Here is a 24291-nt window from a genome sequence, read left to right on the forward strand (position 1 = left end):
TGTCCGGAGCGGGCCCTAGGATCAGCGGATGGCGATCCTGATCGATGAGCCCCGCTGGCCCGCCCACGGACGGTTGTGGTCGCACCTGATCAGCGACAGCGACCTCGATGAACTCCACGCTTTCGCTGCGGCGACGGGCATCCCCCGCCGGGGATTCGATCTGGACCACTACGACGTCCCTGAGGAGTCGTACGACCGCCTGGTAAGCGCCGGCGCACGCCCGGTCGACGGCCACGAACTCGTCCGGGCGCTGCTGGCGTCAGGGCTGCGCGTCACCGCGCGCGAGCGTCGGAACCGCATCTCTCACTGAGGCGGGTCGACCGGCGCGTGGCTGACCGGCGTCCCCGTCAGTGCGGCGGTGGTGACGCGCCGGCGCGCGCGACCCTGGCCGGGGGCCTTCGGTTCGGGGAGGGCATCCAGCACGGAGTCGAGCAGGAGCTCCGCTTCGGACTTCGGTCCCTTCCCGGCATCCGGACGCTTCTTGCGAGGCTTCTTGGGACGCTCCCGGTCTGTCGCGCGTTCGACGCCGTCCTCGACGATGGCCTCGGCGACCGCTTCGACCACCGCGGGCGGGATCTCCGAGCGCTCGTCCTCTGCGTGCGGCTGGATCGTCGACGCGGCGATCTGAGCGAGCGCCGACTTGACGCCCTCGGTGATCACATGCGTGCCCTGCGAACCGCCGTTGGAGGACGATCCGTTGCGTGGTCGACGACCGCTCGAGCTCGTGCCTGCCGCGCGGTGCTTGGAGACGGGATCGTGGTGGACGATGATCCCGCGACCCGCGCAGACCTCGCACGCCTCGCTGAAGGTCTCCAGCAGGCCGAGTCCGAGCTTCTTCCGTGTCATCTGGACGAGGCCGAGCGACGTGACCTCCGCCACCTGATGCTTCGTGCGGTCGCGGCTGAGGCACTCGACCATGCGTCGGAGGACGAGGTCGCGGTTGGATTCCAGCACCATGTCGATGAAGTCGACCACGATGATGCCGCCGATGTCACGCAGGCGGAGCTGGCGGACGATCTCCTCGGCCGCTTCGAGGTTGTTCTTCGTGACGGTCTCTTCGAGGTTGCCCCCAGAGCCGACGAACTTCCCGGTGTTGACGTCGATGACGGTCATCGCCTCGGTGCGGTCGATCACGAGCGATCCGCCGGAGGGCAGCCACACCTTGCGGTCGAGGGCCTTCTCGATCTGCTCGGTGATGCGGAACTCGTCGAACGGGTCGGCGTCGCCCTCGAAACGGGTGACCCGCTCGAGCAGGTCGGGCGCGACGCTCTGCAGGTACGACGTGATCGTCTGGAAGGCGTCGTCGCCCTGGATCAGCATCTTGGAGAAGTCCTCGTTGAAGACGTCGCGGACGATCTTCACGAGCAGGTCGGGCTCTGCGTGCAGCAGCGCCGGAGCCGGCATCGATTCGACCTGCCGGCTGATGTGCTCCCACTGGGTGGTGAGGCGCTGGACGTCGTGCGTCAACTGGTCCTCGGTGGCGCCTTCGGCCGCGGTGCGGACGATCACACCCGACGACTCGGGAAGCACTTCCTTGAGGATGCGCTTGAGCCGGGCGCGCTCGGTGTCGGGGAGCTTCCTGGAGATCCCGTTCATCGCGCCACCGGGGACGTACACCAGGTAGCGACCGGGGAGGGAGATCTGGCTGGTGAGACGAGCCCCCTTGTGCCCGACCGGATCCTTCGTGACCTGCACGAGCACCTTGTCGCCGGACTTCAGCGCCAGCTCGATCCGGCGCGGCTGGTTGCCGGTCTCGACGGCATCCCAGTCGACCTCGCCCGAGTAGAGCACGGCATTGCGACCGCGGCCGATGTCGACGAAGGCCGCTTCCATGCTGGGGAGGACGTTCTGCACGCGGCCGAGGTAGACGTTTCCGATGAGGGAGGCGTCCTGGTGCCGGGCCACGTAGTGCTCGACGAGGACGTTGTCCTCGAGAACGGCGATCTGGATGCGTCCGGCCTTGGATCGGACGATCATGACCCGGTCGACGGCCTCACGGCGCGCGAGGAATTCCGCCTCGGTCACGACGGCGCGGCGCCGTCCGGCCTCGCGGCCGTCGCGGCGACGCTGTTTCTTCGCCTCCAGCCGGGTCGACCCCTTGATGCGCTGAGGCTCGGTCACGAGCTCGACGGCACGCTGACGCGGCTGCTCGTCGCGGTCTCGACCCTGGTCGCCGTCATCGTCGCGACCTTCCGATCCGCCGCGGCGCCGACGACGCTTCGACGACGTCGCCGTCGGCGTGCTCTGCTCGGAGCGAGGAGGGCGGGAGGGAAGCGCGGGAAGGGGAGGGAGATCCGGGGCGTAGAAGTGCAGCGTGGTCGACACCGACGAAACGAACACCTCCGGCAGGAGTCCGAGACTCACGGCGGTGGGCGGCCCCTGGGGTGTCTCCTCGCCCTGAGGGGCAGAGGACGACGACTCGACGGTCTCCTCGGCTGCGGGGACATCCTCGCCGTTGCCGGGCTCGGCGGCCTGCTCATCGACGGACGCCGCATCGGTGGACTCCGTCGGCGACGGCTCGACCGGTGCATCGCTCTGGGGCGCCCTCTCGGCGGAGTCGGTCTCGGGTGCCGGTGCGCCGTCCTCGTAGACCGCGATCGACTCGATCAGGGCCGCGGTCTCGTCCTCGGCCGCATCCGGCGTCGGGGCGGTAGGGCCCTCTGTGGAAGGTTCGACATGCTGTTCGTTCTCATCGGCCATCACTGGCTTACTCCTTGCGGGGCGACACCGCGCGTCGTCCGGCGAAATCTCTGGCGGCGCCGCACCTGCGGTGCCGCGAACTCACTGCGGTCTGCAGCCGGCCCGAGGCTCGGGCTGCGCGGGCGGTCATCGCCCGAAGTCTTCGCGATGCGGTGAGGCGGCGCGGCCGCCACGCATCAACGCTTATTATCGCACACGGCGCAGATCGGGCACGGGTGCCTCGCCTTAGGGATTCGACGAACGGCTCGCGGCACCTGCGGCACGCACTCAGGCTGCCGGTGTCAGAATCGAGCAATGCCCGCTGCGTCTTCGCGTTCCCAGCCCCGTGCTCTGGCGATCTGGCTCATCGTCGCCGGCGTCATCGGGTGGTGGGCGGCTTTCTCCCTGACGATGGAGCGGTTCCATCTGCTCGAGAACCCGGGATCCAGCGCCTCCTGCGATTTCAGTCCGCTGGTGCAGTGCGGCAAGAATCTCGAATCCGCCCAGGGTGCGGTGTTCGGATTCCCCAACCCGATCCTGGGTCTCGCGGGGTGGATCGCGCCGGTCGTCGTGGGGGCGGCGATCCTCTCGGGCGCTCGCTTCGCCCGTTGGTTCTGGCTTCTGTTCGAGCTCGGGATGACCCTGGCGTTCGCTTTCGTGGTGTGGCTGATCGCCCAGAGCATCTTCGTGCTCGGCACTCTGTGCCCGTGGTGCATGGTGACGTGGGTCGTGGCGATCCCGTCGTTCTATGCCGTCACCCTGCACGTGATGCGAACCGGCATCCTTCCGGCTCCGAAGGCGATGCGTCGTGCAGCCGACCGACTCATGGGCTGGATTCCTCTTCTGGCGGTCCTCAGCTACGCGGTGGTGGCGATCCTCGCCCAGGTGCGACTGGACGTCCTCGGCTCGCTCTTCTGATCAGAACCAGATGGACAGTTCACGCGCGGCGGACTCGGGGCTGTCCGAGCCGTGCACGAGGTTCTGCTGAACCTTCAGTCCCCAGTCGCGTCCGAAATCGCCACGGATGGTCCCGGGCGCGGCACCTGTCGGATCGGTCGCCCCGGCCAGGGAGCGGAAGCCCTCGATGACGCGGTTTCCGGCCACGCGGATCGCGACCGACGGACCCGACATCATGAACTCCAGAAGCGGTTCGTAGAACGGCTTGCCCTCGTGCTCGGCGTAGTGCGCTTCGAGGCGCTCGCGGTCGGGCTCCACCAGACGGATGTCGACCAGGGCGTAGCCCTTCGCCTCGATGCGGGCGAGGATCGTCCCCGTCAGGCCGCGCGCGACGCCATCGGGTTTCACCAGGACGAGGGTCTCTTGCGTAGCCATGTCAGTCAGTCTCCGTTTCGTTCCCGAGTTCGGCCGCCCGTCGCGCATTGCGCGCATCGAGGGAGGCACCCTTGATGGTGGCATACCCCCACATCCCACCGAAAATGAGCGCGACGAACAGCAGCGCCGGCACGAGGATGGCCCCGAGCGCGACGACGACCTGCAGCGCCCAGCCGACGATGATCGCCCACCGATGTCGCAGCAGTCCCGCGGTGACGACCATGAGGAGCGCGACGACCGTGCCCGCGACGATCCCCCACCATGCCGGGATCGGCTCGGGGAGGGCCCGCAGTCCGTACACGACCAGCCCGCCCAGGAAGGCGATCAGCGACTCGAACCCGAGCACGATCGACCCGAGCGCCTCCTCGGCGCCCCGCTGCCGGCGGGGACGACGAGGACGGTCCGAGGGGCCGGCGGCGGCCGCGGTCATGCCCGCCACCCGCCGCGCCAATCCTCGTCCTCGGCGAGGAGGATCGCCTCGCCGGCGAGGACGACGGAGCCGGTGACGACGACCGCACGGCGCGGGGCTGACGCGGCCCACTCCCTGGCGGCGTCGGCGGCGTCCTGCAAATCGCGGTGAACGGTGACACGTCGCCCGGCGGCTTCGACGAGGTCGGCGAGCCCGTCGGCGTCGCGGGCGCGTTCGGAGTCGGGGACGGTGGCGAACACCGGTCCCTCCACCGTCGTGAGGGCCTCGAGGATGCCCGCGGCATCCTTGTCGTCGAGAACGCCGAGCACCACACCCCATTCATCGAAGTCGAAGGATGCTGCGAGGGCGGCGACCAGCGCGCGGGCGCCGTGCGGGTTGTGGGCCGCGTCGACGACGACGGTGGGGTCCGCGCCGATCACCTGCACCCGGCCCGGTGACGTCGCCGACCCCAGCCCCTCGGCGACGACGTCGGGATCGAGCCCGCGGTCTCCGGGCGCGAGGAGCGACTCGACCGCGGCGACCGCCAGAGTGGCGTTCTCGGCCTGATGCGCGCCGTACAGCCGCAGATAGACGTCGGCGTACCGGGCGCGCAGCCCCCGGATGGTCACCAGCTGTCCGCCGACCGCGAGCCGGGAGTCTTCCAGCGCGAAGTCCTCCTGCTCGACGGCGAGCGTCGCATTCTGCCGTGCGGCGGCCTCCCGCAGCACGCTCGCGGCCGATGGTTGCTGTCGCGCGGAGACCGCGGCGGCGCCCGGCTTGATGATGCCCGACTTCACCGCCGCGATCTCAGCGATGGTCTCGCCGAGGCGGTCAGCATGATCGAGGTCGATGGGAGCGAAGACGGCGACGTCGCCGTCGGCGGTGTTCGTGGCATCCCACGACCCGCCCATCCCGACCTCGAGCACCAGCACATCGATCGGCGCGTCGGCGAAGGCGACGAAGGCGAGTACCGTCAGCAGCTCGAAGAATGTCAGCGCCGCGTCGCCCGCCGACTCGAGCTCGGCGTCGACGAGGTCCACGATCGGCGCGATCTCGTCCCAGGCGTCGGCCACCGCGGCGTCGGCGACGGGTTCACCGTCGATCATGATCCGTTCGGTGAATCGCGTCAGGTGCGGACTGGTGAACAGCCCGGTGCGCAGACCGTGCGCACGCACGAGACTCTCGATGATCCGGCTGGTGGAGGTCTTGCCGTTGGTGCCGGTGACGTGGATCACGCGATAGGTGCGCTGCGGATCGTCCAGCAGCTCGAGCACGCGTCTCGTGCGCTCGACCCGCGGCTGGACCCACCGCTCCCCCTGTCTGGCCAGGAGGGCGTCATACACCCGGTCAGCGCGTTCGCGGTGGCCCATCATGCCTCCCGGCGTGACACGGCGACCTCGAAGGCGCCGCGATTGGCGAAGGTTCCCGCGTCGAATCGCGCGGTGTGCTCAGGCGCGGAATCCGCGGGCCTCGAGCCGCGTGGACCGTACAGGCCGTGCGCGATCGCGAGGGTCTCCGTCGCCACCCCCGCGGTGTCGAAGGCCGATTCGACGGCGACGCGGTCGTCGGCCTCGTCGAAGCTCAGCCAGAGTTCGATGCGGTCGCTGACCTCGAACCCGGCCGCCTTGCGCGTGTCCTGCACCGCACGGATGACGTCGCGTGCCAGGCCCTCGGCCTCCAGCTCGGGTGTCGTGGCGGTGTCCAGCAGCACGAAGCCGCCGCCGGTCAGCAGCGCGATCGCGGTGCCCTCGGCTGCTCCCCCCGCCTCCAGTGCCAGGTCGTATTCGCCGGGCTCGAGAGCGATGCCGTCGACGACCACGACGCCGTCTCGCTCCTCCCAGACGCCGGCCTTGGCCCCGGCGATGACGTGCTGCACCTGCTTGCCCAGGCGCGGCCCGGCGGCCCGCGCGTTCACGGTGAGTCGCTTGCTGATGCCGTAGCGCTCGGCCACGGAGTCGTCCAGCTCCGCCGTGGCCACCGACTTCACGTTCAGCTCGTCGCGCACGATGCCCTCGAACCGATGCAGGCCCGCCGCGTCGCGCGTGACGACCGTCAGGCTCGGCAGCGGCAGACGCACCCGCAGTCCGTGCTTCTTGCGGAGGGCGTTGGCCACCGACGAGACCTCCCGGACGGCGTCCATGGCATCCCGGATGTCGTCGGCGGCGGGGAACGCATCGACGTCCGGCCAGTCCTCGAGGTGCACGCTCCGCCCCCCGGTGAGACCCTGCCACACTCGCTCGGCGATCAGCGGGATGAGCGGCGCCGCAACCCGGGTGAGAGTCTCGAGCACCGTGTACAGCGTGTCGAACGCCTCGGTCGTGCGCGGATCGTCCGCCGACACCCCTGCCCAGAAACGGTCGCGTGAGCGCCGGATGTACCAGTTGGTGAGCACCTCGGCGAAGTCGCGCAGCTTCGCCGCCGCGGAGGTCGAATCCAAGCCTTCCAGGTCGGCGGTCACCCCGCGGACGAGGTCGCCGGTGCGTGCGAGGATGTAGCGGTCGAGCACGTCCTGCGAATCGGTGCGCCAGCTCGCCTCGTAGCCGTCCGAGGCGTTGGCGTAGGTGGCGAAGAAGTACCAGGCGTTCCACAGCGGCAGGAGGAACTCGCGCACTCCGGCTCGGATCCCCTCCTCGGTCACGACGAGGTTCCCACCGCGCAGCACCGGGCTCGCCATCAGGAACCAGCGCATCGCGTCGGACCCGTCCCGGTCGAAGACCTCGCGCACGTCGGGGTAGTTGCGCAGCGACTTCGACATCTTCTGGCCGTCGTTGCCGAGGACGATCCCGTGCGCCGAGACGGCCTTGAAAGCCGGTCGACCGAACAGTGCCGAGGAGAGCACGTGCATGACGTAGAACCAGCCGCGGGTCTGCCCGATGTACTCCACGATGAAGTCGGCCGGCGCGTGGGCGTCGAACCACTCCTGGTTCTCGAACGGATAGTGCACCTGCGCGAATGGCATGGAACCGGAGTCGAACCAGACGTCCAGAACGTCCTCGATACGACGCATGGTGCTGCGCCCGGTGGGATCATCCGGGTTCGGACGGGTCAGTTCGTCGATGTACGGCCGGTGGAGGTCGACCTCCCCCTCGGGGTTGCGCGGCAGCCGACCGAAGTCGCGCTCGAGGTCGGCGAGCGACCCGTACACGTCGACGCGCGGGTGGTCGGGGTCGTCGCTCTTCCATACCGGGATGGGCGAACCCCAGAACCGGTTGCGGCTGATCGACCAGTCGCGCGCGCCCTCGAGCCACTTGCCGAACTGACCGTGCTTGACGTTGTCGGGAACCCACGTGATCTGCTCGTTCCCGTCGAGCAGCTGCTCCTTGATCGCGGTCACGCGCACGAACCAGCTCGACACGGCCTTGTAGATCAGAGGGTTCCGGCATCGCCAGCAGTGGGGATACGAGTGCTCGTAGCTCGCCTCGCGGAGGAGCCGTCCCGCGTCGCGCAGGAGGCGGATGAGCGGACGGTTGGCCTCCATCCACAGCTGCCCGGCGACATCCGTCACGTGCGGCAGGAAGCGACCGCCTTCGTCGAGGGACAGGATCGTGGGGATGCCGACGGCATCGGCGACCCGCTGGTCATCCTCACCGTACGCAGGGGCTTGGTGCACGATGCCGGTGCCGTCGCTGGTCGTGACGTAGTCGTCGACGAGGATCTGCCAGGCGTTGTGGGTCCCCCAGGTCTCCGCATCGGCGTAGTAGTCGAAGAGTCGGTCGTAGGCCACTCCCTCGAGCTCCGCTCCCGTGACCCGCGCATCGATCGCGGCGCGGGCCTCATCGGCCGACTCGTATCCCAGATCCTTGGCGTATCCGGCGAGCAGATCCTCGGCGAGGAGGTAGCGGTGGGCGCTCGATTCGATCGCGTCGTCGGGCGTGCCGTCAGGAGAGGTGTGCACGTCGGCGGCGCCCTTCGGCCCCGCCGGAAGAACCACGTAGCGGATCTCCGGGCCCACCGCCAATGCGAGGTTCGTCGGCAGAGTCCACGGCGTCGTGGTCCAGGCCAGGGCGCGGACGGCCGTCAGTCCGAGTGCTTCGGCCTTCGCCCCGACGAGGGGGAAGGTCACCGTGACGGAGGGATCCTGTCGCATCTGGTAGACGTCGTCGTCCATCCGCAGCTCGTGGCTCGACAGCGGTGTCTCGTCGCGCCAGCAGTACGGGAGCACCCGGTAGCCCTCGTACGCCAGTCCCTTGTGGTGGAGCGTGTGGAAGGCCCACAGCACCGACTCCATATAGGTCGTGTCGAGGGTCTTGTATCCGCGTTCGAAGTCCACCCACCGGGCCTGCCGGGTGACGTAGTCCTGCCACTCCCGCGTGTAGGCGAGCACCGATTCGCGGGCGCGGTCGTTGAAGACATCGATGCCCATCGCCTCGATGTCGGTCTTCTCGGTGATGCCGAGCTGCTTCATCGCCTCGAGTTCCGCAGGCAGGCCGTGGGTGTCCCAGCCGAAGACGCGGTCGACCTTCTTGCCTCGCATGGTCTGGAAGCGCGGGAAGAGGTCTTTGGCGTATCCGGTCAGGAGGTGACCGTAGTGCGGCAGACCGTTGGCGAACGGCGGGCCGTCGTAGAACACCCATTCCTCGGCTCCGTCGCGGCGGGCGATGGAGGCCCGGAAGGTGTCGTCCTGGCCCCAGAACGCGAGCACCTCGTTCTCGATGTCGGGGAATCGCGGGCTCGGAACGACCGCCGCAGGGCCGAAGGAGGCGCCGGAGGAAGAGGGCTTCGGATAGGTCATGTCGTCTCGCAGTCGTCGGTCGTGCCGGACGCCGGGACGACTCGTCGCGAGCCGCGGTACCACCCTGCTTGCGGGTCTCCCCGCCCCTCTCACAGCGGCTGTGACGGGCCTGACCCGCTCGGTTCTACTGGTCCCGGTGGGGATGTTCTTCCGAGTGCTCCCCGGTGATGGCCGGATCGGTGCGTGTGCATCGATCATATCGTTCCCGCCCGATGCACGCGGCGGGGAATGCCCGGACGATCCGCCGGGTTTCTGGACTCGTGCCAGAATCGTCCCCCGTGCCTTCCGTCTCACCTCGGTCTTCCGTTCCCTCCGGGTCCTCTCCCGCCCTCGACCGCTCTCCCACCCGCCGCGTCGCGTGGGCGTCGATGGTCGGGACCTCGCTCGAGTCGTTCGACTTCTACCTCTTCGCCTACTTCTCGGCGTTCTTCGTCGGACCCCTCTTCTTCGAGCCCCTCGGCCCGGTCGGCGGCACCGCGCTGTCGTTCCTGACCATCGCGGTGGCCTTCGTCGTCCGCCCGGTCGGCGCGCTGATCTTCGGCTACCTCGGCGACCGCCTCGGGCGACGCACGACGCTGCTGTGGACCGTCGGCATCATGGGCGTCGCGACCGGGCTCATCGGGCTCCTGCCCACATACGCCCAGGCCGGATGGCTCGGAGCGGTGCTGCTGGTCACGCTCCGGATCGCACAGGGACTCTCGCTCGGCGGCGAGTGGGGCGGGTCGATCCTCATCGCCACCGAACACTCCTCGCCGGTCAAGCGCGCCTTCTACGCCGCGATCCCGCAGCTGGGCTCACCCGTGGGCTCCATCCTCTCGGCGACGGTGTTCATCGTGCTCACCTTCGTCCTTCCCGCAGAAGAGCTCGCGGCGTGGGGCTGGCGCATCCCCTTCCTCCTCGCCCTGCCGCTGCTGCTCGTGTCGCTGTACCTGCGCTGGTCGATCTCCGAGACCCCGGTCTTCGAAGGCCTCGTCGCCGAAGGCCGCCGCGACCGCACGCCGGTGCTGTCGATGCTGCGGCAGCGCCCGGGGGCTCTGGTGATCGCCATCGGCGCCGCGCTCCTCGGCATCGGGTCCTACTCCCTCATGAACACGTACACGATCAGTTACGGCACGTCCCAGCTGGGATTCAGCTACCAGGACCTCCTCGTTGCGACCACCGTGGGCGGGCTGCTTCAGCTGGTCACCATCCCGCTCTTCGGCGTGTGGGCCGCCCGCGTCGGATCGGCGCGCGTCGTCGCCGCCGGAGCGCTCGGCACCCTGCTCATCACTTTCCCGATGTACTTCCTCCTGCAGTTCTCGACGTTCCCGATCCTCGTGGCGACGATGATCATCGGCGGCATCCTTCCGACCATGTCGTGGGCGGCCCTGGGCGGCCTCATGAACGATCTGTTCCCCGATCGGTTCCGCTACTCGGCGCTGTCGTTCGCGTACGCCCTCGCCGCGACGGTCAGCGGCTTCATCCCCTCCATCACCTTCGAGGTCGGCTTGGCGACAGGGAACGCCTGGTGGCACCCCGGTGTCGTCCTCGCGGTCATGTCGGCCATCACCCTCGCCGCGGCGGTGGCGGCCGGAACGGCGACCGCCCGTCGACCCGCGGTCGAGAGCGAGACGACTCCCGAGCTCGCCTCGTCCGCGCCCTAGCGTCGCCGGGAGGCGGGGGGTGGGCCCGATAGAATCGGGCGGACCCACACTCAGGCACGCTCACACAGTGCCGCACATAGCGCCGAGGAGACACCATGGCCACCATTCCCGACAAGCCCGCACTCGAGGGGCTGGAGCAGATCTGGGACGAACGGTGGACCGCGGCGGGCACGTACGCCTTCGACCGGCTCCGCGCCGCCGAGGTGGGGCGCGAGGGCATCTACAGCGTCGACACCCCTCCTCCGACCGCCTCGGGGAGTCTGCACATCGGCCACGTCTTCAGCTACACCCACACCGATGTGAAGGTCCGCTTCGAGCGGATGCGCGGCAAGGTCGTCTTCTACCCGATGGGGTGGGACGACAACGGCCTCCCCACGGAGCGACGGGTGCAGAACTACTACGGGGTGCGCTGCGATCCGAGTCTGGCCTACGACCCCGACTTCTCGCCGCCGTACGAGGGCGGCGACAACAAGTCCTCTCGGGCCGCCGATCAGATCCCGATCAGCCGGCGCAACTTCATCGAGCTCTGCGAGAAGCTCACCGTCGAAGATGAGAAGCACTTCGAGGCCCTGTGGCGGAACCTCGGCCTGAGCGTCGACTGGACGCAGACCTACCGCACGATCTCCGACGAGACGATGCGCACCAGTCAGCTCGCGTTCCTCCGCAACATCGAGCGCGGTGAGGCCTACCAGGCCCTCGCCCCGACCCTGTGGGACATCGACTTCCGCTCGGCGATCGCGCAGGCCGAGCTCGAGGATCGGGAGCAGCCGGCGGCCTACCACCGGGTCGCCTTCCACCGCACAGACGGCAGCGGCGACATCCACATCGAGACCACCCGCCCCGAGCTCCTCCCCGCCTGCGTCGCGCTCGTGGCGCACCCCGACGACGAGCGCTACCGCGACGTCTTCGGCACGACCGTGCGGACACCCCTGTTCGACGTCGAGGTGCCGGTGCTCGCGCACCCGCTCGCCCAGCCCGACAAGGGGTCGGGTATCGCGATGATCTGCACGTTCGGCGATGTGACCGACATCATCTGGTGGCGCGAGCTCGACCTCCCCAACCGCACGATCCTCGGTCAGGACGGCCGGGTGATCGCCGACGCGCCCGATGCGATCACGTCGGACGCCGGTGTCTCGGCGTACGCCGAGCTCGCCGGGAAGACCGTCTTCAGCGCCAAGAAGCGCATCGTCGAGCTCCTTCAGGACTCCGGTGAGCTCATCGGCGAACCGCGGCCGTTCACGCACCCGGTGAAGTTCTACGAGAAGGGCGACCGCCCGCTCGAGATCGTCTCGACGCGCCAGTGGTACATCCGCAACGGCGCCCGCGACGCGGCGCTTCGAGACCGGCTGATCTCGCTCGGACGGGAGCTGAGCTGGCACCCCGACTTCATGCGCGTGCGGTACGAGAACTGGACCAACGGGCTGACAGGAGACTGGCTCGTCTCACGTCAGCGATTCTTCGGCGTTCCGATCCCGGTCTGGTACGGGCTCGATGCCGACGGCAACCGCGACTACGACCGGGTCATCGTTCCCGGAGTCGCCCAGCTGCCGGTGGACCCCACGATCGACGTCCCCGGGGGATTCTCCGCCGACCAGCGCGGCGTACCCGGCGGCTTCGAGGGCGAGCAGGACATCTTCGACACCTGGGCCACCTCCTCCCTCACCCCTCAGCTTGCGGGCGGCTGGGAGCGGGACCCCGAGCTGTGGGATCTCGTCACGCCGTTCGACCTGCGCCCGCAGGGTCAGGACATCATCCGCACCTGGCTGTTCTCCACCATGCTTCGCAGCGCCTTGGAAGACGGTCGGTCGCCCTGGCGGACGGCGGCGATCTCCGGCTTCATCGTCGACCCGGACCGCAAGAAGATGTCCAAGTCCAAGGGCAACGTCGTCACTCCCGCCGACATCCTCGCCCAGCACGGTTCCGACGCGGTCCGCTACTGGGCGGCATCCAGCCGGCTGGGAACGGATGCCGCGTTCGACCCGCAGAACCCCACGCAGATCAAGATCGGCAGGCGACTGGCGATCAAGATCCTGAACGCGGCGAAGTTCGTGCTCTCGTTCCCCGTGCCCGAGGCTGCCGAGATCACCCACCCCCTCGACGCCAGCATGCTGGCGACCCTCGACCGGGTGGTCGACGAGGCGACGGCGGCGTGGGAGGCGTACGACCACGCGCGGGCCCTGGAGCTCACCGAGTCGTTCTTCTGGACGTTCTGCGACGACTATCTGGAGTTGGTCAAGGAACGTGCGTACGACCGGTCGACCGAGGGTGGTGGGTCTGCGGCGCTGGCCCTGCGCCAGGCACTGAGCGCCCTGCTGCGACTCTTCGCGCCGGTGCTCTCCTTCGCCACGGAGGAGGCATGGTCGTGGTTCAACGACGGTTCGGTCCACGTGGCCGAGTGGCCGCGATCGCAGGCGGTCGACGGCGATCCGCGTGTGCTGACGGCGGTGGGAAGCGCCCTCATCGGCATCCGTCGCGCCAAGACCGAAGCGAAGGTCTCGCAGAAGACGCCCGTGGCCGAGCTGACGATCCAGGCGCCGCCGGAGATCGTCGAGCACCTCCGCCTCGCCGAGGACGACCTGAAGGCGGTCGGTCGGGTCGCCCAGATCCGCTACACCGACGGTGCCGAGACGGTCGTCACCGACATCCGCTTCGCCGAGGAGGCCTGACATGCAGCTGGGAACGCGATGGACGTCGGGGGACGAACCGCCGGCGTCGGTGCCGCCCGCGGTCGCCGCGGCCGTCCGTTCCGTCGACGCCGCTTTCGGCTCAGCCGGTCCGCGCCCGCGGTGGACGCTGACGTGGCTGGAGGGCCGGCCGATCGCCGAACTCGACAACGGCGTGATCGTCGAGCTCGACGCGGACGGGACCGCGGTAGTGCGTCATGACGACGAGGACGAGTTCGGCTGAGTCGCCTTCGGGCCTGACGACGTGGTCAGCGGGAGAGGGCCGGTCTGCCGACTGGCTGCGAGGATGAGACGGGTCGCCACCGCGGTCGCGGCCAGTGTCACTCCCGCGGCGATGATGTAGGGCAACCGCAGGTCGACGCGAGCGGCGAGTCCGCCGGCGAGGGTCGCGATCGGGAACAGTCCCCATGTGAGGCTGCGGATGACGCCGAGGACGCGTCCGAAGACGTCGCCGGGCACGATCAGCTGTCGGAGGGCGCCCCACGGAACGTTCCAGGTGGACACGGCGAAGGCCATGAGAGCGTAGAACACCACCGCGAGAACGACCCCGGGGGCCACCGCGACGAGCGCCAGGCTCACCGCGGCGAGCAGGTTGGCGCCGAGCATCACCGCGCCGCGGCCGAACCGGTCCACCAGCAGTGGCGCGACGAGGGAACCCGCCAGAGCGCCGATTCCGATGCCGGCGGTCACGAAGCCGATCGCCGCCGGAGGCACGCCCTGGGTGTCGAGGAAATACAGGATGGTCGCCGCCTGTGCGAAGGAGAAGGCCGAACCCACCACGGAGGTGAAGATCACCAGGGCGCGGAGGTAGCGATGCCGCCACAGGTAGGCCAGGGCCGTGCGCGTGGAGATCGGCGAGGCCGGTCGGGTGCTGTCCTGGTCTCGGCGAGGTCGCGCGGCGGCGGCGGGCAGCAGCAGGGCGAGGACGATCGGCACCAGGTAGCCGACGGCGCCGAGCCAGAGCGGCAGAGCCAAGGAGACGGCGAAGAGCAGGCCCGCCACCGGTTGCGCCAGGAAGCTGTCGATCGTGATCTGCGCGGCCTGGATCCTGCCGTTCGCGCGATCCAGGCCGTTGGGCGCCACGAGCGCGGGGACGACCGCGTTCGTGGCGTTGTCGAACAGGGTCTCCCCCAGTCCGAACACCAGCACTCCCGCGAACAGCGCCCAGATGGTCAGCTCATCGGTGACGGTGAGGATCGCCAGAGCGACCGCGGCACCTCCGCGGAGGATGTTCGCGCCTGCCATGATGATCCGCCGGTCGAAGCGGTCCACCAGCATCCCCGCCGGGAGGCCGAACACCAGCCAGGGCAGGAACGCCAGGGCGCCGACGGCGGCGATCGCGAGCGGATCGGTCGTCAGTGTCGTCGCGATGAGCGGAACCGCTGTGCGGCCCAGTCCATCGGCCAGGTTACTGAAGGCCGCCGCGGTCCACAGTCGGCCGAAGTCTCGGCCGAGGGGCGAGCGCCGCGGGGGGATCGGTCCGAGGTCGGGAATGATCTCGGACGTCGTATCGGTCACCGTTTCAGCCCGGGAAGAGGCCGATCACGCCGCGCGCGACCGCCCGATGACGGCGCTCGACGAAGGTGGCGAGCACGGCGGCGCTTCTTCGACCGACCGGACCGGTACGACGTTCGACACGGCGCGCCACCGCGCCCCGGGCGGCATCGGCAGCGACCAGGATCAGGCGTTCGATACCCGTGGTCGCGGTTACTGGGGTGGTGAGAGTGGTCATGAGACACCTCCGATGTCGGGAAGCGGAAAGACGTCGGCGCGGATCGTGACGGGTCGCACGTCCTCGCCCTCCTGGTTGCGGTAGCGGTCGACGGTCTCGTCGATGATCGCCATGATGCGGTGGGTGAGCTCCGCGCTCTGAACGGGAGTCAGACGCGCGGTCGCTGTCGAGATGAGGCTCGCGTCCTTCCACTCGTCCTCCTCCAGCCCGATCGCGTGGTCGTGGAAGTCCAGGAGGGCCTGCTGACGCAGACGGAAGAACTCGCCGGTGACCAGCTGAGTGACCGCTCGCGCAGCCGGCGTCTTCGCCGCGCCCGCGGCACTCATCGTCACTCCCCCGACCGGACGCTCCCACCAGCGTTCTCGGCCCGTCCCCTGACCGGGGCGCTCGCGGATGAGATCCTGCTTCGCCAGCGCGCGCAGGTGATAGCTCGTCGAGCCCGTCGACTCCCCCAATCGCTCTGCGAGCGAACTGGCCGTCTGCGGACCGTACTGACTCAAGATGTCGTAGATCCTCACCCGGAGCGGGTGCGCCAGAGCGCGAAGGGCCTGCGGGTCCAAAACCCGATCGTTCGCGTGGCGGGATTCGACCCGCTCGGCCGCATCCGATTCATGCTCGTCCGGAGTGCTCATGTTGCAAGAGTATCTTTGCAAAGACTGCTTTGCAAGCATTAGTTTGCAAACACTCGGTTGGACCCCGCTCCCCCTCACCTAGAGTGAAGGGATGACCGACGACAACCCGCTGCTCACGTCCTCGTCCCTGCCCTACGGATTGCCGGAGTATCGCCGGATCGCGGCGGCCGACTACCTCCCGGCGTTCCGCGCCGCGTTCGCAGCGCATCGAGACGAGGTCGCGCGCATCGCTGCGGATCCCTCCGAGGCGACATTCGCGAACACCGTCGTCGCACTGGAGGAGTCGGGTCATCTTCTCGGCGACATCGCCCGCACGTTCTACACCGTCTCTTCCGCCGACGCCACCGAAGACATTCAGGCGGTCGAGGAGGAGCTCGCTCCCCTCATGGCGGCGCATCAGGACGCCATCCAGCTCGACCCCGCCCTCTATGCCCGCGTGCGCCACGTTTACGACGGCCGTCAGAACGAAGACCTGACACCCGAAGACCTGTATCTGGTCGAACGGCGCTATCGCGAGATGACCCACGCAGGTGCGGCGCTGGGAGACGACGCGAAGGAGCGACTGACCCAGCTCAATCAGCGACTGTCGACTCTCACGACGACCTTCGAGAAGAACCTGCTGGCTGACACGAACGACCTCGCGGTGGTGTTCGACGACGAGTCGGAGCTCGCCGGCCTCACGGAGGGGGAACTCTCCGCGGCCGCTCGGGCCGCTGCGGACCGGGGTATGGAGGGGAAGTACGTCGTGACCCTCACCCTGTTCACGGGCCACCCCTACCTCTCGAGCCTGACCGATCGCGAGAGTCGGCGTCGCATCATGGCCGCGTCGCAGGCACGAGGCTCCCGCGGAAATGCCAACGACAATCGGGAGGTGCTGCGCGAGATCGTGCGCCTGCGCGCTGAGCGCGCCCAGCTCCTCGGGTACGACTCCCACGCAGCGTACGTCACAGCGGACGAGACCGCCGGGTCTCCCGAGGCCGTGCGCGAGCTGCTGTTCCGGTTGGCCGGACCGGCCGCCCGCAACGCTCGACAGGAGCAGGACGCCCTCCAGAAGATCATCGACGCGTCCGGCGAATCGTTCCCGCTGGCCGCGCATGATTGGGCGTTCTACACCGAACGCGTGCGCGAAGCGGAATACGACCTCGACCGGGCGGCGCTTCGACCCTGGTTCGAGGCCGAGCGGGTTCTGCAGGACGGCGTGTTCCGGGCCGCCACCGACCTCTACGGCGTGAGTTTCACCGAGCGACCCGACCTGCCCGCCTACCACCCCGAGGCGCGGGTGTTCGAGGTCCACGATGCCGACGGCACCCCCGTCGGGCTCTACATCCTCGATCTCTACACCCGCGACACCAAGCGAGGCGGCGCGTGGATGAACTCGATCGTGGTGCAGTCGCGCCTGCGAGGCACGGCGGCCGTGGTGGTGAACAATCTCAACGTCCCCCAGCCCTCCCCTGGGCAGCCGACTCTCCTCACCCTCGACGAGGTCACCACGCTCTTCCACGAGTTCGGCCACGCTCTGCACGGCCTTTTCGCAAGGGTGACCTACCCGTCCTTCGGAGGCACGAACGTCTTCCGCGACTTCGTGGAGTTCCCGAGCCAGGTCAACGAGATGTGGATCTACTGGCCCGAGATCCTCAGCTCGTACGCCCGTCACGTCGACACCGACGAGCCGCTGCCCGCAGACGTCGTCGAGAGACTGCACGCATCAGAGGCGTTCAATCAGGGCTTCTCCACCAGCGAGTACCTGGCCGCGTCCTGGATCGATCAGGCCTGGCATCGCCTCGGAGCCGAAGACGCGGCGGCGGGCCTCGATGTCGCGACCTTCGAAGCCCGCGCCCTGGCCGAGATCGGGCTCGACAACCCCGCCGTGCCGACCCGCTACTCCTCCGCCTATTTCGCCCACGTGTTCTCCGGCGGCTACAGCGCCGGGTACTACTCCTACATCTGGAGCGAGGTGCTCGACGCCGACGCGGTCGAATGGTTTCGCGAGAACGGGGGGCTCACCCGACAGAACGGGGATCGGTTCCGTCAGCGGCTGCTCGGAGTCGGTGGGTCGAAGGATCCGCTCGAGGCGTACCGCGACTTCCGGGGCCGGGATGCCGAAATCGCTCCGCTGCTGCGCCGACGCGGCCTCGCCGCGTGAGTTCAGCGCACGTGTGAGCTGGGGGCGGTGTCCGCGGGGTCAGCCCGCCGATACCGCCTCAGCCCGCGGCGGCCGCCGGCCGTCCGAGCACCTGGTCCATGAGGTCACGGGTGCGCGCGAAGGTGCGGACGGCGACATTCGCGAGGCCGGTGACCGTGGTGCCGGATGCGACGTGGCGTCTGCTCACCGCCGTGACGCCGTGGTCGCCTCCGGCCATGACGAGATCCTCGCCGTCGATCCACAGGCCACGACCGTAGCCGAGCCCGTCGCCGGTGTCGGCGGTCGTCGGCGTGATGAGAAGATCCACACCCGCCCGGCTCAGGATGCGTCCGGCGAAAAGCGCCTCCCAGAAGCGGTGGAGGTCGGCGACCGTGGAAAACGCGCCACCGTCTCCCGATCCCACGACGGGGAGCGCGAACACGTTCGTCCGTCCGTCGTCTCGGTACCCGGTCGCCGTGCCCGGCGGCAGGTGATCGGACCGAGGGAACCCTGAGTCCGTCATGCCCGCAGCCTGGAAGACACGAGTCTCGACGAGCTCGGCGAACGAGCTGCCGGAGACGCGTTCGGCGAGGACGGCAAGCAGGACGTAGCCGCTGTTGCAGTAGGAGAACCGCTCCCCCGCGGGGAACTTGGCGGGGTGCCCGTCGAGGAGGGGAAGGTAGGCCGGCGTCGAGTCCAGCTGCTGGACGGGAATCGGGAGCGGCGCCAGGGCGTCGACCTCTTCGTCGAGGTAGTCGCCTATCCCGGACGTGTGGGTCAAGAGGTGATCGACCGTGACGTCGGGCCCGACCAGCGGGAGGTCGCCTCCGAGGATGTCGCGTGCCCGCGTCTCCCGGGACAGCGAACCATCGTCGACCAACGCCAGGACGGTGGCCGCGGTGAACATCTTCGTGCCGCTTGCCAGCCCGAATCGGGTGGCGACGGTGTTCGGCGTCTGCGAGGTGCGGTCGGCGAGTCCCCCTGCCCACTCACCGAGTACCGCATCTCCACGTCGGAGACTGAGGACACCGCTGAAGTCGGCCAGCGACGGGGCGGGAAGACTCATCGCACGCGGCGGGTCAGGCGCTCTTCCGCTTCTCCCGGAGGACGAACGTCGGCGCGGCACGGTCCTCGACGGCGGCCCGCGTCACGATGACCTTGTCGACATCTTCGCTCGACGGGATCTCGAACATGATCGGTCCGAGGACGTCTTCGAGAATGGCGCGGAGCCCGCGGGCACCGGTCTTCCGCTCGACCGCGAGGTCGGCGATCGCCTCGAGGGCCTCGGTGTCGAACTCCAACGACACTCCGTCCAGCTCGAACATGCGCTGATACTGCTTGACGAGGGCGTTCTTCGGCTCGGTGAGGATCTCCATCAGCGCCGCCTGATCGAGCGGGTTGACCGACGCCACGACGGGGAGGCGGCCGATGAACTCGGGGATCAGTCCGAACTTGTGAAGGTCTTCGGGTCGAACCTCGCTGAACAGGTTCAGATCCTGGCCCTTGCTGTGCAGCGGCGCCCCGAACCCGACACCGTGCTTGCCGACCCGGGAGGAGATGATGTCCTCGAGACCGGCGAATGCCCCGGCGACGATGAAGAGCACGTTCGTCGTGTCGATCTGGATGAACTCCTGGTGGGGGTGCTTGCGGCCCCCCTGCGGAGGTACGGAGGCCACGGTGCCCTCGAGGATCTTCAGCAGCGCCTGCTGCACTCCCTCGCCGGAGACGTCGCGAGTGATCGAGGGGTTCTCCGCCTTGCGGGCGATCTTGTCGACCTCGTCGATGTAGATGATGCCGGTCTCTGCCCGCTTGGTGTCGAAGTCGGCCGCCTGCAGGAGCTTCAGCAGGATGTTCTCGACGTCTTCGCCGACGTAACCGGCCTCGGTGAGTGCCGTGGCGTCGGCCACCGCGAAGGGCACGTTGAGGCGCTTGGCCAGGGTCTGGGCGAGGTAGGTCTTCCCGCAGCCGGTCGGACCGAGCAGAAGGATGTTGCTCTTGGCGATCTCGACCTCGTCAGCGCGTTGCTCGGCGGGCTGAAGAGTGCCCTGGGCGCGCACGCGCTTGTAGTGGTTGTACACCGCGACCGACAGCGCGCGCTTGGCATCTTCCTGACCGACGACGTACTCCTCGAGGAAGGAGAAGATCTCCCGCGGCTTGGGGAGGTCGAACTCGGAGACGACACCGGTCGAGGACTCGGCCATCCGCTCTTCGATGATCTCGTTGCACAGCTCGACGCACTCGTCGCAGATGTACACACCGGGGCCGGCGATCAGCTGTTGCACCTGCTTCTGGCTCTTTCCGCAGAAAGAGCACTTGAACAGGTCGGCGCTTTCACCGATGCGTGCCATTGCGGCTCCTCTTCGTCGCCCCGGGGATGCCTCCCCCGTCGTCACCGTCGAGCCTAACCTCTGCCGGGGACATGCGCGGGGATTGAGTCGGCGTGAACGCGATGACGCCCCCGTCGCCGGAGCGCGGGGGCGTCATCGTCGGGTTCGTCAGCGCGTCAGCGGGTCAGCGCCGGCGTGCCGGCCGTCCGCTTGCGGGTGGTCAGGACCTGATCCACGAGGCCGTACGCCACCGCATCCTCGGCCGAGAGGATCTTGTCGCGGTCGATGTCCTTGTTCACCTCGTCGATGGTCTTGTTCGAGTGCGCTGCGAGGGTCTGCTCGAGCCAGGTGCGCATCCGCATGATCTCCGCCGCCTGGATCTCGATGTCCGACGCCTGGCCGTGGCCGGCCTCGCCCATCGCGGGCTGGTGGATCAGGATGCGGGCGTTGGGCAGGGCCAGACGCTTGCCCGGTGCACCCGCTGCGAGCAGGACGGCCGCGGCAGAGGCCGCCTGGCCCAGCACGACGGTCTGGATCTGCGGCGAGACGTACTGCATCGTGTCGTAGATGGCGGTCATGGCCGTGAACGAGCCGCCGGGCGAGTTGATGTACATCACGATGTCACGGTCGGGATCCTGACTCTCCAGCACGAGGAGCTGGGCCATGACGTCATCGGCGGACGCGTCGTCGACCTGGACGCCGAGGAAGATCACTCGATCCTCGAAGAGCTTGTTGTACGGGTCCTGTCGCTTGTAGCCGTACGCCGTGCGCTCCTCGAACTGGGGCAGAACGTAGCGGCTGCCGGGCATCTGAAGGCCCTGCGGCGCCGACGGGGCGCCTCCGAAGGTGGGGGTCTGCATTCCTACTTCTCTCTCTTTCGCCGTCGAGCTCAGCTGTCGGTGGCGGTTCCGCCGCCGCCGATGACGTCGGTGGCGGACTCGCGGATGTGGTCGACGAAGCCGTACTCGAGCGCCTCTTCAGCGCCGAACCATCGATCCCGGTCTCCGTCGGCATTGATCTGCTCGACGGTCTTGCCCGTCTGCTTGGCCGTGATCTCGGCGAGGCGCTTCTTCATGTCGAGGATGAGCTGCGCCTGCGTCTGGATGTCGCTCGCGGTGCCGCCGAACCCGCCGTGCGGCTGGTGGAGCAGAACACGGGCATTGGGCGTGATGTAGCGCTTGCCCTTCGTGCCCGCCGTGAGCAGCAGCTGCCCCATCGAGGCGGCCATCCCGATGCCGACGGTGACGATGTCGTTCGGCACGAACTGCATGGTGTCGTAGATCGCCATCCCGGCCGTGATCGAGCCGCCGGGTGAGTTGATGTAGAGGTAGATGTCCTTCTCGGAGTCCTCCGCGGCGAGAAGCAGGATCTTGGCGCAGATCTCGTTGGCGTTCTCGTCACGCACCTCCGACCCCAGCCAGATGATGCGGTCCTTGAGCAGCCTGTCGAAGACGCTCGTCGCGACAAGTGGTTCGGCCATGTGTACTCCTGTTTCCGTGGTCGTGTCCTCGAATCTACCGGCGCGTGAATCGCGCCCCGCCCGTGTTCGCCGTCGGCAGATCGAGCGCGTCGCGCCTGCGTCGAGCCGGCGCCGTCGGACAGAAGAGCGAGGGACGGATGCCGCGGCATCCGTCCCTCGCTCCTGTCGGCGTGTGCGCTTACTCGGCGGCGTCCGCCTTCTTCGCGCGGCTCTTGCGAGCGGGCTTCTTGGCGGCCTCGGCCTCCTCGGCGGCGACGACCTCATCGGCCTCGGCGGCGGCGTCCGCGATCTCCTCGGCCTCCTCGACAACCTCGTCCTCGGCGGTCTCCTCGTCCTCGAGCGCGACGAAGCCGGTCAGGTCGACCGTCTTGCCGTTGGTGTCGACGACGGTGACCTTGCCGAGTGCGACCGCGAGGGCCTTGTTGCGGGCGACCTCGCCGACCATGGCCGGGAGCTGGTTGCCCTGCTGCAGTGCATTGATGAAGTCCTGCGGGGACATGCCGTACTGCGCCGAGGACTGGATGAGGTACTGGGTGAGCTCGTCCTGCGAGACCTGCACCTCGTACTTCTCCACGACGGCGTCCAGCAGCATCTGGGTGCGGAACTGCTTCTCGCTGGCCTCGGTGACCTCGGCACGGTGGACGTCGTCCTCGAGGCGGCCCTCGCCCTCGAGGTGGTTGTGCACCTCGTCCTCGATGAGCTGCTGCGGCACGGGGATCTCGGCGCCGGCCAGGAGCGTCTCGATGAGCTTGTCGCGGGCCGCAGACCCCTGGGTGAAGACCGACTGCTCGCCGGCACGCTCGCGAAGGCTGTCGCGCAGTTCGGCGATCGTGTCGAACTCCGACGCCATCTGTGCGAAGTCGTCATCGGCCTCGGGAAGCTCGCGCTCCTTGACCGCCTTGACGGTGACGGCGACCTCGGCCTCCTGGCCGGCATTGTCGCCGCCGATCAGCGTGGAGCGGAAGGTCGTCTCCTCGCCTGCGGTCAGCGAGTCCACGGCCTCATCGATGCCTTCGAGCAGCTCGCCCGAACCGACCTCGTACGACACGCCGTCTGCACGATCGACCTCGTTGCCGTCGATCGTGGCGACGAGGTCGAGCTCGACGAAGTCACCCGTGGCGGCCGGACGGTCGACGGTCACCAGGGTGCCGAAGCGCGAGCGCAGTTTGTCGAGTTCGGCGTCCACCGCCGACTCGTCGACCTCGACGGCGTCGACCTCGATGGTCGTGCCCTCGAAGTCGGGAAGGTCGAACTCGGGCCGGACGTCGACCTCGACGTCGACCAGCAGGTCGCCGCTGAAGTCCTTGGCGTCGGGCCACTCCACGACGTCGGCGCTCGGGCGGCCCATGACCCGGATCTCGCTGGCCGTGACAGCCTCGCGATAGAACGTGTCGAGCCCTTCGCTGACGGCGTGCTCGAGCACCGCGGTACGACCGACGCGCTGGTCGATGATGGGTGCGGGCACCTTCCCCTTGCGGAAGCCGGGGATCTGCACGTCCTGGGCGATGTGCTCGTAGGCGTGGGTGATGCTGGGCTTCAGCTCTTCCGGGCTGACCGCGATACGGAGCTTCACGCGAGTCGGGCTCAGCTTCTCGACGGTGGTGGTGACCATGCCTTGTGTCTCTCCTCGTCTGCCACCGCACGCGGACGCGTGGGCGTAGGTCTTCGTGATGGGGGGCCGATGGTCGGGGCGACAGGATTTGAACCTGCGGCCTCCCGCTCCCAAAGCGGGCGCTCTACCAAGCTGAGCTACGCCCCGGGCGGGTGCGCACGCACGCGTGCGCCGATCGGGCCTGTTGCAGTCTAGCCGACACTCCCGGAAGCCTGATCGACAGGCGGCACCTCGCGCGTCCCTTAGACTGGACGGACCGCGGATGTTTCCGCCGCGGGGATGTAGCTCAATGGTAGAGCCTCAGTCTTCCAAACTGATGGTGCGGGTTCGATTCCCGTCATCCCCTCCATGGCCCTCACGGGCCGCTCTCCCCGATCGATTCGGCAGCCCGGTGTGTCTCCAGGTGCTGCAGGTAGATCGCCGCGTTCCGCCGGATGGCGTCGCGCTCGTCCTCGCTGAGGGGCCTGCGCACCTGGGCGGGTACGCCCGCCACGAGCGACCCGGGCGGCACGACCGTGCCCTGCAGCACGACGGCCCCGGCCGCGACGAGGCATTCTCCCCCGATCTCCGCGCCCGAGAGCACCACGCTTCCCATCCCGATGAGCGAGCCGTCGCCGATCGAGCATCCGTGCACGACCGCATTATGACCGACCGACACGTTCGCACCCAGCACGACCGGGTGGTCGGCATCGACGTGCACCGAGACGTTGTCCTGCAGATTGCTGCCCGGGCCGATGGTGATGGGGGCACTGTCCCCGCGCACAACGGCGTTGTACCAGACGCTGGCACCCTCCCCCAGCGTCACATCGCCGATCACCCGCGCGCCCGCGGCGATGAAAGCCGAATCGGGGAGCGACGGGCGCCGGTCGCCGAGGGAGAGGACGGATGCCGTGGGGTCGATGCTCAT

General features: G+C 68.6%; 20 protein-coding genes and 2 tRNA genes. 7 read left to right on the forward strand and 15 right to left on the reverse strand.

Annotation, left to right across the window (positions count from 1 at the left end):
• Positions 1–28 precede the first annotated feature (28 nt).
• Positions 29–310: a DUF4031 domain-containing protein gene (locus tag FBY40_RS10900; RefSeq protein ID WP_141938643.1), complete on the forward strand. Its 282-nt coding sequence runs from the start codon at positions 29–31 to the stop codon at positions 308–310.
• On the opposite strand, the gene FBY40_RS10905 is transcribed toward FBY40_RS10900, so the two are convergent.
• A complete protein-coding gene (locus tag FBY40_RS10905) occupies positions 304–2700 on the reverse strand; it encodes an Rne/Rng family ribonuclease (protein ID WP_141938645.1) in 2397 nt (798 codons plus the stop codon). The two genes, FBY40_RS10900 and FBY40_RS10905, sit on opposite strands and share 7 nt — an antisense overlap.
• Positions 2701–2994: 294 nt before the next feature.
• On the opposite strand from FBY40_RS10905, the gene FBY40_RS10910 reads away from it, so the two are divergent.
• Positions 2995–3597 (forward strand): vitamin K epoxide reductase family protein, encoded by a 603-nt coding sequence (locus tag FBY40_RS10910; RefSeq protein WP_141938647.1) that lies wholly within the window; start codon positions 2995–2997, stop codon positions 3595–3597.
• Here the strand turns inward: FBY40_RS10910 and ndk are convergent, their stop codons facing one another.
• The 4 genes from ndk to ileS are packed head-to-tail and all read right to left on the reverse strand — an operon-like array spanning position 3598 to position 9152.
• Entirely contained in the window at positions 3598–4011 is a 414-nt protein-coding gene (gene ndk, locus FBY40_RS10915; RefSeq protein ID WP_141938649.1) for a nucleoside-diphosphate kinase, read from the reverse strand. It abuts the gene before it with no gap.
• Position 4012: 1 nt separating this feature from the next.
• On the reverse strand, positions 4013–4441 hold the full coding sequence (locus FBY40_RS10920; RefSeq protein ID WP_141940138.1) for a DUF4233 domain-containing protein: 429 nt from the start codon (positions 4439–4441) through the stop codon (positions 4013–4015).
• Entirely contained in the window at positions 4438–5790 is a 1353-nt protein-coding gene (locus FBY40_RS10925) for a bifunctional folylpolyglutamate synthase/dihydrofolate synthase (protein ID WP_141938651.1), read from the reverse strand. The genes FBY40_RS10920 and FBY40_RS10925 overlap by 4 nt, the downstream gene beginning before the upstream one ends.
• Positions 5790–9152, reverse strand: a complete 3363-nt coding sequence (gene ileS, locus FBY40_RS10930; RefSeq protein WP_141938653.1) for an isoleucine--tRNA ligase — start codon at positions 9150–9152, stop codon at positions 5790–5792. Before ileS ends, FBY40_RS10925 begins: the two co-directional genes overlap by 1 nt.
• Before the next feature lie 368 nt (positions 9153–9520).
• Between ileS and FBY40_RS10935 the strand changes: the two genes are divergently transcribed.
• The 3 genes from FBY40_RS10935 to FBY40_RS10945 all read left to right on the forward strand — a co-directional run bounded on the left by FBY40_RS10935 (position 9521) and on the right by FBY40_RS10945 (position 13702).
• Entirely contained in the window at positions 9521–10795 is a 1275-nt protein-coding gene (locus FBY40_RS10935; RefSeq protein WP_235014801.1) for an MFS transporter, read from the forward strand.
• 95 nt (positions 10796–10890) lie between these two features.
• Positions 10891–13461 carry a valine--tRNA ligase gene (valS, locus tag FBY40_RS10940; protein ID WP_141938657.1) on the forward strand — a complete coding sequence of 857 codons (2571 nt, stop codon included), beginning with the start codon at positions 10891–10893 and terminating at the stop codon, positions 13459–13461.
• 1 nt (position 13462) lies between these two features.
• Positions 13463–13702 carry a hypothetical protein gene (locus tag FBY40_RS10945; RefSeq protein ID WP_141938658.1) on the forward strand — a complete coding sequence of 80 codons (240 nt, stop codon included), beginning with the start codon at positions 13463–13465 and terminating at the stop codon, positions 13700–13702.
• Here the strand turns inward: FBY40_RS10945 and FBY40_RS10950 are convergent.
• The 3 genes from FBY40_RS10950 to FBY40_RS10960 are packed head-to-tail and all read right to left on the reverse strand — an operon-like array spanning position 13675 to position 15843.
• Complete coding sequence (locus FBY40_RS10950) at positions 13675–14997, reverse strand: MFS transporter (RefSeq protein ID WP_200829977.1); 1323 nt, start codon at positions 14995–14997, stop codon at positions 13675–13677. The genes FBY40_RS10945 and FBY40_RS10950 overlap by 28 nt on opposite strands.
• A gap of 4 nt (positions 14998–15001) precedes the next feature.
• Complete coding sequence (locus FBY40_RS10955) at positions 15002–15211, reverse strand: hypothetical protein (RefSeq protein WP_141938661.1); 210 nt, start codon at positions 15209–15211, stop codon at positions 15002–15004.
• A complete protein-coding gene (locus FBY40_RS10960) occupies positions 15208–15843 on the reverse strand; it encodes an ArsR/SmtB family transcription factor (RefSeq protein WP_141938663.1) in 636 nt (211 codons plus the stop codon). Before FBY40_RS10960 ends, FBY40_RS10955 begins: the two co-directional genes overlap by 4 nt.
• 91 nt (positions 15844–15934) lie before the next feature.
• On the opposite strand from FBY40_RS10960, the gene FBY40_RS10965 reads away from it, so the two are divergent.
• A complete protein-coding gene (locus FBY40_RS10965; protein ID WP_141938665.1) occupies positions 15935–17986 on the forward strand; it encodes a M3 family metallopeptidase in 2052 nt (683 codons plus the stop codon).
• 58 nt (positions 17987–18044) lie between these two features.
• Here FBY40_RS10965 and FBY40_RS10970 read toward each other — a convergent pair whose 3' ends face one another.
• From FBY40_RS10970 to FBY40_RS10995, 6 genes are all read right to left on the reverse strand, one after another.
• Positions 18045–19031, reverse strand: coding sequence for a serine hydrolase domain-containing protein (locus tag FBY40_RS10970; RefSeq protein WP_141938668.1), 987 nt, complete (start codon positions 19029–19031; stop codon positions 18045–18047).
• 13 nt (positions 19032–19044) lie between these two features.
• Positions 19045–20313: an ATP-dependent Clp protease ATP-binding subunit ClpX gene (clpX, locus tag FBY40_RS10975; protein ID WP_141938670.1), complete on the reverse strand. Its 1269-nt coding sequence runs from the start codon at positions 20311–20313 to the stop codon at positions 19045–19047.
• 155 nt (positions 20314–20468) lie between these two features.
• Positions 20469–21152, reverse strand: coding sequence for an ATP-dependent Clp protease proteolytic subunit (locus FBY40_RS10980; protein WP_141938672.1), 684 nt, complete (start codon positions 21150–21152; stop codon positions 20469–20471).
• 29 nt (positions 21153–21181) lie between these two features.
• The gene (locus FBY40_RS10985) at positions 21182–21772 is read right to left on the reverse strand and encodes an ATP-dependent Clp protease proteolytic subunit (RefSeq protein ID WP_124293359.1); all 591 of its coding nucleotides are present in this window, start codon (positions 21770–21772) and stop codon (positions 21182–21184) included.
• 178 nt (positions 21773–21950) lie between these two features.
• A complete protein-coding gene (gene tig, locus FBY40_RS10990; protein WP_141938674.1) occupies positions 21951–23384 on the reverse strand; it encodes a trigger factor in 1434 nt (477 codons plus the stop codon).
• A gap of 70 nt (positions 23385–23454) precedes the next feature.
• A tRNA-Pro gene (locus FBY40_RS10995) sits at positions 23455–23531 on the reverse strand.
• Between the two features lie 128 nt (positions 23532–23659).
• Here FBY40_RS10995 and FBY40_RS11000 point away from each other — a divergent pair.
• Positions 23660–23733, forward strand: a tRNA-Gly gene (locus FBY40_RS11000).
• Positions 23734–23739: 6 nt separating this feature from the next.
• Here the strand turns inward: FBY40_RS11000 and FBY40_RS11005 are convergent.
• Positions 23740–24291 carry a gamma carbonic anhydrase family protein gene (locus FBY40_RS11005; protein WP_141938676.1) on the reverse strand — a complete coding sequence of 184 codons (552 nt, stop codon included), beginning with the start codon at positions 24289–24291 and terminating at the stop codon, positions 23740–23742.

Source organism: Microbacterium sp. SLBN-154, from assembly GCF_006715565.1.
Classification (GTDB): domain Bacteria; phylum Actinomycetota; class Actinomycetes; order Actinomycetales; family Microbacteriaceae; genus Microbacterium.